This is a genomic window from Oscillatoria sp. CS-180 (assembly GCF_028330965.1).
Taxonomy (GTDB): domain Bacteria; phylum Cyanobacteriota; class Cyanobacteriia; order Phormidesmidales; family Phormidesmidaceae; genus Halomicronema.
The window spans coordinates 1-13,954 of sequence record NZ_JAQMUB010000040.1 but is presented as its reverse complement, the minus strand read 5'-3'; the positions used below and the strand labels follow the sequence as shown (position 1 = coordinate 13,954).

At 51.5% G+C, this 13,954-nt stretch carries 13 protein-coding genes and 1 pseudogene; 6 read left to right on the top strand and 8 right to left on the bottom strand.

Annotated features, from left to right (window positions below; genetic code table 11):
• Positions 1-320 (top strand): hypothetical protein (locus PN498_RS09935; RefSeq protein ID WP_272062583.1); only part of this gene is annotated, 320 nt, incomplete at its 5' end.
• Positions 321-356: 36 nt separating this feature from the next.
• On the opposite strand, the gene PN498_RS09930 is transcribed toward PN498_RS09935, so the two are convergent.
• From PN498_RS09930 to PN498_RS09920, 3 genes are read right to left on the bottom strand one after another with little or no spacing between them, the layout of a single operon-like run.
• Complete coding sequence (locus PN498_RS09930) at positions 357-1,091, bottom strand: metallophosphoesterase family protein (RefSeq protein ID WP_272062582.1); 735 nt, start codon at positions 1,089-1,091, stop codon at positions 357-359.
• 2 nt (positions 1,092-1,093) lie between these two features.
• Positions 1,094-1,909, bottom strand: a complete 816-nt coding sequence (locus PN498_RS09925; RefSeq protein ID WP_272062581.1) for a metallophosphoesterase family protein — start codon at positions 1,907-1,909, stop codon at positions 1,094-1,096.
• The gene (locus PN498_RS09920; protein ID WP_272062580.1) at positions 1,906-2,655 is read right to left on the bottom strand and encodes a GTP-binding protein; all 750 of its coding nucleotides are present in this window, start codon (positions 2,653-2,655) and stop codon (positions 1,906-1,908) included. Before PN498_RS09920 ends, PN498_RS09925 begins: the two co-directional genes overlap by 4 nt.
• A 71-nt stretch (positions 2,656-2,726) precedes the next feature.
• On the opposite strand from PN498_RS09920, the gene PN498_RS09915 reads away from it, so the two are divergent.
• The gene (locus tag PN498_RS09915) at positions 2,727-4,043 is read left to right on the top strand and encodes an FAD/NAD(P)-binding protein (RefSeq protein ID WP_272062579.1); all 1,317 of its coding nucleotides are present in this window, start codon (positions 2,727-2,729) and stop codon (positions 4,041-4,043) included.
• Positions 4,044-4,135: 92 nt separating this feature from the next.
• Here the strand turns inward: PN498_RS09915 and PN498_RS09910 are convergent, their stop codons facing one another.
• The 4 genes from PN498_RS09910 to PN498_RS09895 all read right to left on the bottom strand — a co-directional run bounded on the left by PN498_RS09910 (position 4,136) and on the right by PN498_RS09895 (position 9,852).
• Positions 4,136-5,356, bottom strand: coding sequence for a glycosyltransferase family 4 protein (locus tag PN498_RS09910; protein ID WP_272062578.1), 1,221 nt, complete (start codon positions 5,354-5,356; stop codon positions 4,136-4,138).
• 56 nt (positions 5,357-5,412) lie between these two features.
• Positions 5,413-7,701, bottom strand: coding sequence for a glycosyltransferase family 9 protein (locus PN498_RS09905; protein ID WP_272062577.1), 2,289 nt, complete (start codon positions 7,699-7,701; stop codon positions 5,413-5,415).
• Between the two features lie 3 nt (positions 7,702-7,704).
• Positions 7,705-7,986 (bottom strand): hypothetical protein, encoded by a 282-nt coding sequence (locus tag PN498_RS09900; RefSeq protein WP_272062576.1) that lies wholly within the window; start codon positions 7,984-7,986, stop codon positions 7,705-7,707.
• Between the two features lie 678 nt (positions 7,987-8,664).
• A complete protein-coding gene (locus PN498_RS09895) occupies positions 8,665-9,852 on the bottom strand; it encodes a metal ABC transporter solute-binding protein, Zn/Mn family (protein ID WP_272062575.1) in 1,188 nt (395 codons plus the stop codon).
• A gap of 130 nt (positions 9,853-9,982) precedes the next feature.
• Between PN498_RS09895 and PN498_RS09890 the strand changes: the two genes are divergently transcribed.
• The 4 genes from PN498_RS09890 to PN498_RS09875 all read left to right on the top strand — a co-directional run bounded on the left by PN498_RS09890 (position 9,983) and on the right by PN498_RS09875 (position 13,752).
• Entirely contained in the window at positions 9,983-10,828 is an 846-nt protein-coding gene (locus PN498_RS09890; RefSeq protein WP_272062574.1) for a hypothetical protein, read from the top strand.
• Between the two features lie 40 nt (positions 10,829-10,868).
• On the top strand, positions 10,869-11,612 hold the full coding sequence (locus tag PN498_RS09885; RefSeq protein WP_272062573.1) for a metal ABC transporter ATP-binding protein: 744 nt from the start codon (positions 10,869-10,871) through the stop codon (positions 11,610-11,612).
• A gap of 489 nt (positions 11,613-12,101) precedes the next feature.
• Positions 12,102-12,779 (top strand): ParA family protein, encoded by a 678-nt coding sequence (locus PN498_RS09880; protein ID WP_272062572.1) that lies wholly within the window; start codon positions 12,102-12,104, stop codon positions 12,777-12,779.
• Entirely contained in the window at positions 12,772-13,752 is a 981-nt protein-coding gene (locus PN498_RS09875) for a ParB/RepB/Spo0J family partition protein (protein WP_272062571.1), read from the top strand. The genes PN498_RS09880 and PN498_RS09875 overlap by 8 nt, the downstream gene beginning before the upstream one ends.
• Before the next feature lie 72 nt (positions 13,753-13,824).
• On the opposite strand, the pseudogene PN498_RS09870 reads toward PN498_RS09875, so the two are convergent.
• Positions 13,825-13,954: pseudogene (locus tag PN498_RS09870) on the bottom strand (ISKra4-like element ISLesp1 family transposase); the annotation flags it as partial.

The following is a 13,954-nucleotide window of genomic DNA, read 5'->3' as shown; positions in this document are numbered from 1 at the left end:
CGCGGGCGGGGGCCAAAAATGAAGCTGTAATCGAGGGGTTTTGTATGAACGGTATACCGCTAGCGTTCAAATGCACACTCTCATCCGTTGTCCTTCTAAGCCTTATGGCGTCCTGCGCTCCGATGCCTCGCTCCGCTGATAGCACGAGAGCTGCCGTGTCTGCCATTGTTGAGTCAGGTGACACATTGCCTGTTGAATCGCAAACGGGCAACACTGTTCAATGCCAGCGCCTGACTGACTTTGATATGTTAGAGGGGAACGAGAACTGGACCGTTGTAAACGACAATATTATGGGTGAGCGATCGCTTCCCATAGCCTGATTCGCCAACCCGTTCTCAATCTCGAAGCGTCCTGAGTCAACCTACCCCAAATCCCTTGCCCTGGGTGCCATAGCGCACTGTCCGGAAACTCACTATGTTGGTATAAGGGCTGTACAGGGTGTATGTGGCTTTCCCTGGTTCTTTACCAACGCTGCCGACGCCGATAATTTGGCGATCGCGCACCGTCTGGGTCATTGTTTGAGCTGGAGCATCCAAGGTGGTCACGGTAGAGGTCACTGCCCCTTCAGGAATTTTTAGGTGGAACGTTAACCCGGATCGCCCACAAAACAACGTATTAGCATCCGCCCGCAGCAGTCGATCCAGCAGTTGCATCGGTGGCGTATCTGGCGTCAGCAGGTCATGGCACCCCACTGTACTGCCGTGAATTAGCAGACAGTCAAATTCAAAGAAGCCAAAATCCAGGGACCTTAGCCACTGCACCGTTTGCCGCGACATCGACTTCCAGAGCTGTTCAACGCCATCGGGGCCGATTTGTGCCAACAACTCGGTGGCCTCCGGATCACTACCCATGCCGTGTAGGTTGAAACACTGTTCTTCCCACCAACCCAGACAAACTTGAGGTTCCAGCTCGCCTCTGCGCGGTTGACGCACCCGTTGCACCAAGGCTTCGCACTGTGGATGGGGGCCAACCAGATCACCCAGAATGTACAGCGCTTCAATCGGGTAGCGGACTCGCTTGAGGTCAGCGAGCACCGCTTCGTAAGCGGAAAGATTGCCGTCAATGCCGGAGAGAATAGCCCAGTGTGTCATCGCTATCGTTCACAAACGTGAGTCGGGTCGTCGGCTTTTTCGGCATACTCCAACCCTTGGGCAAGTCGCCAAGCGAAGATGGCAGGTAGTCCTTTTTCGAGGATGGCAGCGCAGGTTTTAGTGTAATCGTATTCGACTTCGCGAAGTTCGGCCTGTTGGGTGTCGGTGTTGTAGATGACGTAAGTGGCGTTGGAACGACCGTGGCGGGGTTCGCCAACGGATCCCGCATTGATGATGCGTTTGAGAGAAGATAAGGGGGTGGAGTGGGTGGGTGACTGGGAAGACGAGGAAGCGACTTTGAGGGTGAGGTGGCTGTTTTCTAGGTGACGGACGTAGGGAACGTGGGTGTGACCGCAGAAGAGGGTGTCGGCTCCGGTAGCGAGAACCCGCTCTAGGGCGATGAAGGCACTAGTGTCGGGCAGCAAGTATTCGTGCTGACTGTGAGGACTGCCGTGGACGAAGCACAGATTGTCCTGTTGTAGAGCCAGGGGTAAACTGGCCAGGTAGGCACGGGTTTCGGGGGTAACTTCCTGGTTAGTCCATTCATGAGCTAATCGACCTCGGGTTTCGGCCAGCAGAGAGGGGTAGCTACAGTCGCAGGCATTTAGCCCGTCAACGATGTCTTCATCCCAACAGCCCTGACAGGTAGAAATGTCGAGTTCGCGAATGCGGGCAACGACTTCGTTGGGATAGGGGCCATAACCTACCAGATCGCCGAGGCAGTAGATCTGATCAACGGGCTGCTGGTCAATCTCCCGCAAAACGGCTTCCAACGCTTCTAAGTTGCCGTGAATGCAGGACAGAACGGCGATATTCATGATGCCTCCAGGGAAAATGAGTCTCTTAAAGTGGCTTGGTGAGCGGCGAGTAGTGAGTCAGATAAATAGCAATCCTTAAGGGTGGCCACGATCGCCCCTTCATCCAATCGCTGCCCCACTACTTCAATACCGCTAAAGCGATTGGGGCGGCCCTCCACCCATTGGGGCAGATTGAGTTCGGTGTAGGCGCTCCCGGGCAAGCTGTTCACAAAATCCAGATGAAACGCCTGACCATCGGCCAGCTCAAAAATACCTTTGGCCCGATGCACCTCGCCATAGGCCCCTTGGGTCAACTCTTGCCAGAAAGTATCTAGGCTAGGCGGGTCAAATACTTGACCGCTTAACGGTGCCCGCCAAAGCTGTGCCGATTGCAGATCGAGGGTCGATGGATTGCCGCGAATCACTTCATCGGCCCATAGTTGCCAGCCCGCATCCCGATTTTCTTCAGCGACCAGCGCAATCCGGCGGTGGGGTCGCGCTTCCAGTAGCGGAATGTTTGTTTCTAGCTGAAAGCCCAGCTCAACATAAATTGGTATTCCAGCCGCTAAACGCTGCAGCAGTTCCGTTTCGGGCTGATAATGAAAGACTTCGATCTGAGGAAACTTTGCTGTCACACGAGTGACATCAATGGGCACCGTACCAATTCCTGGCGTAACGTAAACAGAAGACGTCGGCATCTGAGCAAGTTCCTGAAGAATCCAAGTAGTTTTGCCTGCGCCGCAGGGGCCAGCGACGACGGTGATCATAGGCTTGCAATACGGTAACGATAATCATTATCATAGCTTGCATCCTCTTTGAGCAACCTCCGTCAACCGTTATGGCCCAATTGCAGACCGATATTGCCGTCATTGGTGCCGGACCACAAGCCCTTACTCTAGTCACCCACGTTTTGCAGAAGAAGGCGAAACTGCGCGATCGCATCCAGGTTTTGGACCCTAGTGGCTCCTGGATGACTCAGTGGCAACAGCAGTTTGCGGCCCAAGAAATTGCCGAGTTGCGATCGCCCGCTGTTCACCATCCCGACCCCAATGCCCATGCCCTGAGAGCCTTTGCCGAGGGGCGCTATCACGAACTGCATCCCCCTTACGACCGTCCTGGCACGTGCCTGTTTCAAGAATTCTGCGACACGGTGGTACAGCGCTGGCAGTTGCAAAATCACGTGGTAACCGCAGCAGTCACTCGACTGGAACCCTGGTCAAAACAACCTTCCCAATTTCGGTTGACCTTATCTACAGGGGACACCGTGCTGGCGCGGCGGGTTGTGCTAGCTACGGGAGGCGGGCAGCCTTACCTACCCGATTGGGCCAAGCAAATCAGTGCCACCCATCCCCCAGAACGGCTGTGTCATGCCAGTCAGGTTCGGTTGTCTACCCTAAGTTCACTGGCGGGGGAGACCGTGCTCATTGTGGGCAGTGGCTTGACTAGTGGACACCTGGCCGTCGGGGCTGTGAAGCGCGGCGCGAATGTGGTGATGATGGCACGGCGCACCTTCCAAGAAAAGCTGTTTGATGCCGAACCGGGGTGGCTGGGGCCAAAGTATCTGAAAGGTTTCCACGCCGAACCGGATATGCAGACTCGCTGGCAGCTGGTGCAACAAGCCCGCAATGGTGGCTCGCTCACGCCTGCTATGATGACCCGCTTGCGGCAACTTCAGCGCCAGGGGCACATCACCTTTTATGAGCACTGTCAGGTGGCAGATGCCCACTGGCAAGGCGATACCTGGAAAGTATGCTGCGACAACCATATGGCCCATAACCGTATTGCCCATCACCCCATCCATCGCGTCTGGCTGGCGACGGGAACAACTCTGGATATCCGATCGCATTCCCTGTTGGCAGACGTTTGGAAGCAATATCCTATTGAAACTATCAATGGCTTGCCCGTGTTAGATGAACACCTGCGCTGGCCAGGGTGTGAACTATTTTTGATGGGGCCTTGGACGGCGTTGCGAGTCGGGCCAGTAGCGCGGAATCTATTTGGCGGAAAGCTGGCCTGCGATCGCATCGTGCCCGCCCTTACCAAAGCCACCCTATCCTTCTCCGGAAATGCCTCTCGCAACCAGAGCGCAATGCCATTCGAGGGGATACATCGCAGCACCTCGCTCGCAAAAGCCGGACGACAAGACTCGATTTAGTCAAGTACATCTCAGTGTCTTAAGGGAGCAGGGAATCGGAAACAAGGAATGGGGTGTGCTTGACTCAAATGCATGCCACCACAACGCTGACTCTATTGATCTACAAGCTGCTGGTAAATATTTTGATGTTGGGTCGTAATCGAGTCCCAGGTAAAGGATTGAACAAAGTTCAGCCCTGCTTCAGCCAGTCGTTGCCGTTCATCAGGATGGTCTAATAGGGTACTTATTTTTGCTGCGATCGCACTACTATTGCGGGGAGATATTGGGGCAATGACCCGCTTGTCCGTCAGAACGGTATCCGTTTCATGGGTGCAAGTCGCAATTGTGGGTAACTGATGCGCCAGCATTGTTAATAGCGACCCACTTTTAAGCGAAATACCAGGATTAAAGGGCAGCACGCCTAAGTCTGAGCCTGAGAGATAGCACGACGCCTGCTTAGCTTCTAAGTACCCTGTGCAGTGGACAGACTGAGTAAGGTTTAGCTCGCGGATTTGAGTCTGAATTTTAGACCAGTACTGTCTGGCGTCTTCGCCTTGCAAGGCTAAAGTCTCAACGCCACCGATAAGCAATAGCCGTGCTTGAGGATAACGCTTATTGACTTGCTGAAAACCCTGAATAAGAGGCTCGATCCCCTTAATGGGATGCAGAAAACCAAAGAAGGTGATGACCTGAGCCGTCTCTGGCCAACGACAGTCTTGTCGGAGTTGCCGACGAGCTGCTTGCTTATGGATGGCAACGACTGTTAGGTTGGCCGCAATAGGAATAGTAGACATGCGATCGCGCAGCTTAGGCAACCGCTCCTGCATAATCCGCGTGATGTTTTCGTTGGTTGTGATGATGGCATCGCTCCCCGTCAACAGAAATCCATCTTCGCGATCCCACCAAGTATGTTTTTGTCCCCACTCTTTCAGCCTCTCTAACGGTTGAGCCGGAAGCCATCGGGGCTGCCACTCCCACCAGCCATATTCGTGAGCCGTGGTTACAATAGGTCGCCGGTAGCCCGCTAGCCTCAACAGGAAAGGTAATAGAAATACCGGACGCTCAAACCGATAGCTGCCTGCCGCATGTTGAATATGAAGGATGTCTGTCGAGGTGTTGAGGATTTGTCTTACCAGAGGCAGCAGTTGAGGCAGCGTCCAGTAGGTCAGCGCGCCTTGAACTGTGGGGTCGGCGATCGCATCAGCCGAATCGTGAGTTGTCAAGACAGTCGAAGTCATTCCGCGTGAGGCAAGATGCGATCGCAGATTGATTAAATAGTCGGCTACCCCATCTTGATTGGGCCGATAGCTACCAGTGACAAAGGTGATGTGCATGGGGCGTGAGGGTGGATGAGTGAGTATTCATAGGAGAGCGGTTAGGAATTTACGCGCTAATTCCTTCGCCTCAGTAAAGACAATGCTGCTTCTACGATCGCTTGGGAGGGAACATCCAAGCATTCCAACTCATAGGGGCAAGTGAAGGCATAGCAGGGACTGCACGGTGTAGGGCGACGCAGCAAGCGAGCCTGAGTTTGGCGGGGTTGCCACTGTTGCTCTAGTTCAGTCCCTGCAAACAGGATGACGCTGGGAGTCTGAGTTGCGTCAGCCATGTGCATCGTGGATGTATTGTTGGAAAGCATCAGACGGGCGTGGGCAACTAGGGCGACAAGATCTGACAAGTTCGTTTTACCAATCAAATTAATTGCTCGGTCTTTCAACGAGGTTAATACTGAAACAGCGGCGTCTTGATGTTTGTCCATACCTGTGATCACAACCGGCCAGCCAGTCTTGTCTGATAGTGTTCGGGCCGCGATCGCAAACCGCTCTAAAGAATACATGCGGGAGGGACAGCTCGCCCAAGGATTTAGCAGCAGGTAAGGCTCAGCAGGAACCCAAGATGATGCTGGTACATGTAGGCCAAGATCTCTGACCTGCACTTGAAAACCAACCGCTTCAATTAATCGCAGATTGCGCTCTACCTGATGTAAGTCATGTGGCAAATCAGCAACCCGATGGGTCAAACATTCACCCAACTCCGACGACGCTCCCAATCGCAAAGGAATTCCCGCTAGCTGACAAATAAAGGCTGGCGGATGGGGACTTTGCTTGAAACTCGTCAGGATGATAGCTCCATCAAAACAGCGAGATGCAAGCGTTTGCACCAACTGCCAGTCCTGCTCAATATCGCCGGGGGGATTATCCAGCGCTTGCCATAGCGATCGCCACGGCAGCACCTCGTCAATCCAAGGCAGTACCGCCGCCGCCTGTGCGCCAGCCGGACTCGCCATTAATGTTAGTCGCACATCAGGACGATTCGCCTTAATCGCACGCAGCACCGGCGCTGTCATCAGCACATCACCGATGTTATCTAGCCGCATGATTAGGACATTACGGACGGAGCGCCAGGAGGGGAAGGGTTGGGGAGAGGGAGTGATGGGGGGATGAAGTGACTGGGTGCAAGGGGGTGTAGACGCAATAGCGGCTTCTCGTTCGGCAGAGCCATTTTTGAAGAGTAGGGAAGGTGTGTTGGCGGAGCCTCCTTGGAGGGTTTGGGTAGATGGGTGGGGAGGGGCCGCGTTGAGATGCGTAGACGCAGCCACGCCGGACGCATCAATTGCGTGTCTCTCCTGCGCTCCCATGCTCCCATGCTCCCATGCTCCCATGCTCCCATGCTCCCCGACTCCTTCCCACTCCCCCACTCCCCCGCTCTCGACCACCGCTGCCGCCACCTCCTCCGGCGTGATCAAATTGACGCAGGTATCCCAGGCAAATGGGCACGTCCCGCTATACCAACAGGGTTGTTCAGTGAAGTTAGCAACGTTGCGCTCCGGGCAGGAGGGATAACCTTGCAGATTAATATGGGGACTGGGTTGGCCGTAGCGTCCATGCCAAGCGGGGCCGAACAAAGTGACGGTAGGAGTGCCGACAGCGGCGGCCACGCGAGCGGGGCCAGTGTCGGCGGCCACGACACAGTCAAGTTGGGTAAAGAGGACTGCGAGTTCGCGGAGGGTCTGTCGGGGCCAATAAATAGCGCCTTGAAGTTCAGCAAGAATGGTTTGAACCTGATGGTAGTTAGAGCCTTCAGGTATGATCAGATAGACTCCGTAGCGCTCTTGCAGTAATTGCCCTAAAGCGATGAACCGGTCAGGTGACCACTGTTTGATGGACATTCCGGCATCAGGATACAGACCTATTAGAGGACGCCTCACGGTGCCTAGTCGGCTCTGCACCAAGGCTTTTTCTGCTTCCGTCAGATAGAGTTTAGGGTGATGATAGGCTTGAGCTGCTGAGCCAGTAATCAGAGATTCCGCTAGAAGAATTTGAAGGATGCGATCGCTCACCAACTGGTCCGGAGGTGGCTGACGCCAAACGTTGACAACAGTTTGTGCCGTGCCGCTCTGCTGCACCAGTTCAGCAATACCCTCATAGTTAGTATCGGTCACGATCACGTCATAGGGCTTTTGCAACGCTTCGATGACTGCTTGACGCGCGTTTCCTTTTGGAACCGGCAAGACTTGCTGTATCAAAGGGTGATGTTGCAGCAGCGAATCCCCTGGCGCAAACGTTAATACAGTCATTTGTGACTGAGGATGCGAGGCTGCTAATGCCTGGATAGCCGGTAGCGCAATCAGAACATCGCCCAGGCCGCCTAAAAGCTCAATGAAGAGAATTCGAGTCACAACCTAACGGCTAACCAATTTACAAAAGCGACTTTCCTCACCACTTTTCAACTCTTCTTGGTATAGAAACGCTAGACTGCTCTCTTCAAACTTGTCAAAAAACTCGTCCCATTCAATGCGTTCCAGCGAATCTTCGCCGCTGTAGTCAGGAAAGTCAATCCGCAACAGCCCTGGTTCACCTTCTTCTTTTGTGCTTTTAACAGTAGCGGGAAAACCGTTACGAGATTCAACCCATTGCTTAATCGTGTCGTGATCGGTTGTGGTTTTACTCTCTGATTTCGCCATAAGATTTGCCCAAAAATGCCTAAGGTACCAATTGTTCAACATACTCAGCCTGAAAGTTGAATATGCAAATCGTTTTCCTCAAGATATGGGGAGAATTGCTAAGTCACATCTTTCTCAAGAGAGGAAGTGGCAACTTTTTCGGACCATCTCGATTACTCAAGATACATTTTTCGATAAATAGACCGTCATCATCGCAATAGGACCGCAGGGCACTGTCAACTTACTTGCCGTTTTTACAATTCCGAGGTTGAATTTTAGCCACATCGAGAAAGCAGGTAATTTCTGCGAAGCAGTGGCGGAACTGAATCAATTTTTGCGCGTTCGTCAAGCGATGGCAGAAGTGGTGTCTCTACCAGAACATCAGAGACAGATCCGAGCTCGCATGAGTGAACTCGGAGACCTGACGAAGGCCGCGTAAGAATAAGATTAGAGCGGAGCGGCATGTTAGCGCTCCTTTCTTTCGTAGATAGAGTACTCAATTCTGACACTTAGAACTGATTCTGTAGAATTCGTATCTCTCAATTCCCGATGTCACAAGCCAGTAATGTGCCAAACCCTGACAAAACATCAGGGCTGCCTGTCAGGGTTTGGACTACCGTTTCCAGTAATGGCTTATTGTGACTGATCGTCACCCGTCCAATTTGAAAAGAACGCTTCTAAAAGAGCGATCGTCTCAGATTAGTCGAGAAATGCCTGTGCAGCCGCTTCGTTACATCTGCCGCCTAAGCCGCTGACAATTGTGCAGGTATTGGTCATCAGCATACCTGTATAGGTTGCTGCGGGTGTACCAGCTTCTCCTAAGCTGTCGGCGTAAAGCGGCTCTTCTGAAATGCCAATATCTGTTTCTCTAGAAACCGCTTCAATTAGTCCAGGATTGCTCGTTGTTTCTATAAAGACAGTGGGTACGTTGCTGCCTTCAACAAAATCAATCAGTTCTCTTAAGTCGGCAGCTGACGGACGAGCCTCAGTACTAAAGCTTTCCAAAGCAGCCTCAATACGAATGCCATAAGCCTCGGCGTAGTAGCCCAACGCATCATGGGTTGTTACGAGTACTCGCTGCGATTCGGGAACGGTGTCCATCTGCTGTTGAATCCAGGTATCGAGCTGGGTGAGCTGAGCAATTAGAGCCTCTGCATTGGCTTGATAAAGGTCGGCATTGTCGGGAGAAACCTCACTGAGCTGCGCTTGGATAACGCGGATCATCGCAATACCATTCTCTGCATCGTGCCAGACATGAGGGTCAGGCACATCACCTTCTTCGCCATGCTCATCGTGGTGACCATGGTGGTCTTCCTCGCCATGCTCGCCATGACCGTGCTCATCATGGCCTTCTTCGCCATGGTCATCGTGTTCGTCGTGGTCTTCTTCGCCATGGTCATCATGACCGTGCTCATCATGACCTTCTTCGCCATGGTCATCGTGTTCGTCGTGGTCTTCCTCGCCATGCTCACCATGTTCATCGTGGTGGTCACCGTGGCTACCATGGTCGTGAGGCTCACCTAAAAGCGGCTCGGGAACGGCAGCTTCGGAAACAGCAATTTGAGGGGCATCGCCGTCTGTTGACTCGACCATTTGAATAATGTCTGGCTCGAATCCGTAGCCTCCATACAGAACCAGATCGGCGGTTTCAATGGCCCGCCTGTCGGAAGGGGTGGCGTTGTAAAGGTGGGGGTCTTCGCCCGCTTCTATGAGGCAGGTTACATCCACGGTATCTTGAGCGATTTGCTGAGCGAGATCGCACAGGACGCTATAGCTCGCCACGACTTGAGGACTATTTTGGCTGCGGGCAGCCTGATTGCCCAGAAGCAGCGTGGATGCTCCGCCAAAGACAGCAAGCGCAGTAAATAGGTGAAAGGAACGTTTCATGGGCTACCGTTTCACAGAGGGCAAGTGGGGGACAGATAATGATAATCATTATCACGTTAGTCTGTTAGTGTAAATCTAGCCGTTTAGCCTGTCAACGATTGGGCTTTTGAATTATTTAGCCTGCACTGCCATGGACAAAAAGCGCGATCGCGGTGTGGCACTCTTCCTCTCTGTGCTGCTCCACAGCTTGTTAGCACTCTTCCCATGGCAAGAAAAGCCTCGCCCATTGATGGTGTCTTCAATCCCAGCTAGCCCAATTTCTCCAGCCCGCCCAGTTTCTGTCGTTGACGCAAGCCAACTACCCACGCTGCCAGCACCAAAGTCTCAGCCGTTACCAGCAGTCCCGTCCCGCCCGCCCGCATCCGATCCCCCCCCGGAGACGAACGATACCCCTACTAGTGAGCCTGCCTCTAAGGCAGCCCCCAGAGCAAATTTGCCATCCGATGCCCCCATCCCTGAGACGAGTAATAGCCCTGTCGATAAGCCTGTATCTGAGATAACTCCCGATTCTGATACCGTCCCTGCCGCAACGCCTTCACCCGTCCCTTCAACGCCTACGTCAGTCATGCCTGGCGATGAGGCCCAAACCGTAGCGGACTGGGAGAACTTGGTCGGCTATTTCAAGGACCAGGATGAAGGATTTGAAGATACCCCCCTACTTGATATCTTTACTCTCTTTGGAGAGTCAGGACAGGTCAATCAATTCTTCGATGAAAACAATCAGCCCAAGCTTGTTGTTTCTTCTTATTATCTATTTCCGACGCAAACACCCGAACAGGTGTTGCAAACAGTGGTCATACCCGAAATCACCAATAACACAGGCTTTGATCTCCAGCCTCAAGAAAATTTCTCCGCTGGACGGGCATACCAACTTTTACAGGGCGAAATGCTTCGCTACTTAATCATCGTGCGGCTTAACGAAGGTAGCGGTAGTATTCTCATGCTTAGTGAGTCTTTGTCGGGGCTTGAATCCTAAAAGCCATAGATATTAAGCTTGCCGATTATTGTTCTTTATTATGCTAACGGTTCAAAATCTTTCGGTTAACTATCGGGGCATTGAAGCACTTACAGGGGTCTCGATGGCATTGCGCCCAGGCGAATGGGTCGGGCTCATTGGTCCTAACGGTGCGGGAAAGAGCACCCTGGTCAAGGCAATTCTGGGTCTAACGCCCTATCGAGGGAAGATCTTATTAAACGGAGCTTCGCTGAAGCGACAGCGATCGCAGGTTGCCTATGTACCGCAGCGATCGCAAATTGATTGGGACTATCCAATCACGGCTTGGAATGTGGTGATGATGGCGCAGACAAGGGCCCTTGGCTGGGGACGCTCTCCTGGTAGCAAAGTCAAAGAATTAGTGAGTGCATCGCTTGATCGGGTGGAGATGTTGCCCCTCAAAAACCGTCCTATCGGTCAGCTCTCGGGTGGTCAGCAGCAGCGAGTTTTTCTAGCGCGTGCCCTGGCCCAGCAGCCCAACTTGTTTTTGCTAGACGAACCGTTTAGCGGTATCGATAAAAAAACAGAAGCCATTATGTTGAGCATTTTCGCTGACCTCAGCCAGCAGGGCAAAACGCTGTTGGTTTGCAGTCATGAGTGGGGTGAGGCACTTAATCGCTATGATCGCCTACTGTTGCTCAATCGCCGCGTATTAGCTGACGATGCGCCGCAAGCGGTAATGACAATGGAAAATATTCAACAAGCCTATGGTACAAACGTTCAAGCAGATCTGCATAGTCAGACCGGCGCTCCGTTTGTTTATTAACTTAGAGTATGACAACGATATTTTTGTTGTTGCGGTTCATCTTCTCAGGATAAATCCTCTTTCTGACTTTATTTTGGCGAATTGAAGTTAGACATCTCCCTAACCTTCAGATGCGCCAGATCGTGGAATGCTTTCCCCGTTGATCCCCTTACCCTATGCAACTCTGCGTACAAAACGTGAAGTTGCCGTTGGACATGATATTCATTGCAGACGAGAAATCGTAGCGACCATAGAGGAATTCTGCCACTGCTAGAGGAGTCGTGCCCTCACTACGGCCCTCAGACAGCCGCAGATGTTGTAGAGGCCAAGGAAGCCCTGTTTCGCAAATTCAATGCGCAAGTTGGTCAAAAGCTAGAGAGGCAATACGAAGATGACCAAGATGAAAACGCCCAAAAAATCAGAAAAACGTTTTTCTGATTTTTTGGGTCATAAATCAAGATCGCGTGTACCGTAGATACAAACTGCGCTCTTATGGCGAGGCATATAGATATGGCAGTAATCACAATCGCTTCACACAAGGGCGGTGTTGGGAAAAGCACCTTAGCATTTCATCTGGCGGGAGTTTTGGCACTATTGGATTCCTCAGATGGACAGGTTCTTGTGATTGATGGAGATGAAAATCGTTCTGTCTTGGGCTGGGCGGGAAAGAATGAATCAGGAAATCTACCTTTTGAGGTCGTGACCTTGGCGACTCAAGCCAAATGGTTTCAGACAGGCAATCGCGCAAAGCACATTATTATTGACACGCAAGCAAGACCTTCCAGAGACGACCTAAAAGAAATTGCAGGGGATTCAGATTTACTGATCATTCCTACACCCCCTCAGTCTCTTAGCATCGATACTTTACCGCTTTTCCTCGATGACTTGAGATCGTTAGGCGTGATCACCCCTTACACATTCCTGCTAACTCTGGTAGATGCTCGTTCTAAGGATGCTGAAGCGGCAAGAGCATATTTAACGAGTATGAATGAACCACTACTTGAGGGGAAAATGCGGCTTTTCTCTGCCTTTCAAAAAGCTGCTGATCAGGGAGTTTTGGTTCGCGATGCCCGTGCCGAAACTGGCAAGCGTGACAAAAATGCAGGCGTTGCCTGGGGTGATTGTATGGATGTAGGCAAAGAAGTTTGGGAAATACTTGAGCAGATGAAGGAGAGCACCTGTGGCTAAATTTGGAAAGTCGGGATGGAATAACGCGAAAATTTCATCCGTAGTACAAAAACCTGTAACCAACTCCAAACAGGAAGTCCCTATTTCCCGGATAAGAAAAGGTCGTTGGCAGCCTCGAAGCTATGCTGCTGAAGACCATATTAATCAGCTTGTTGCCTCATTTACTGAACATGGATTTTCGGGTTCGGTTCCGGTTATTGAGGTGTTTGATGATCCCGAGCATGACTATGAATTTATTGGAGGGCATACAACCGCTGAAGCATTGCAGCGCATAGGGAGAACAGCAATTGCCGTAGACGTGCAACAAGTTGAAAGTGATTTGAAGCTAGCAGAGTTTTCCTATCAGCACAATGCCGCATCTAGGCCACTAAATGCTTTGGATGACACCAACAGTATCCTCACAATTATTCAGGAGCATTTCCAAGAAAGATTTAACTATCGACCGAATGTAGATGAGTTAGCAAAACTCTTTTCACAAATTAGAAGAAAAGTATCAAAAGTGGACCAGCAAAAAGTTGCGGCAATCGAAGAGGTTTGGGAGCGTAATAAGCTTCCTATAACGATTTCCTCCTTTTCATCTTCTAGAATCCCCCTCATTTCTTTGTCGCCAGAGTTAAAAGAGGCAATTGTTGATGAATCAATCTCTCCGAATATTGCGATAGAGATTGGAAAAATCAAGAACACTACAGAGAGGCACACCCTTCTTGAGAAAGCGGTTCACAATGAAATGACTGTAGTCGAAGTCAAAGAAGCTGTTAAAGGCATTTCAGAGTCCACTCAGAGCCAAGCTCAAAATGAGCAAGAGAAGCCTGCTCCTGTTCATACGTGGAAACAGACGTATCAGGCGTTGGGAAAGCGGCTTCGTAAGATCGATTTCGATCAGGTCCCAATTGCAAAGCAAAGTGAATTGCTGGAAGCTCTGGAACGAGTACAACGGTTAAGTGATGAAATACTGAAGTCGGTTAATAAATAACGGCTTTACACAAACCGTCTATGAGTTACAGATTTGCATTCGAGGTCGGCTAACCCAATCAACGGGAGCACGTCATCCACTGGGGGATGAAAAACAATCAAGTTGATGGTTGAGATAAAGGGATCTCAATTTGAGCATTTGTGGCAAAGACGCTTCATTCCATTGAGCCCCCGTCACCTGCAATCTGGCATCGATTTGTTTG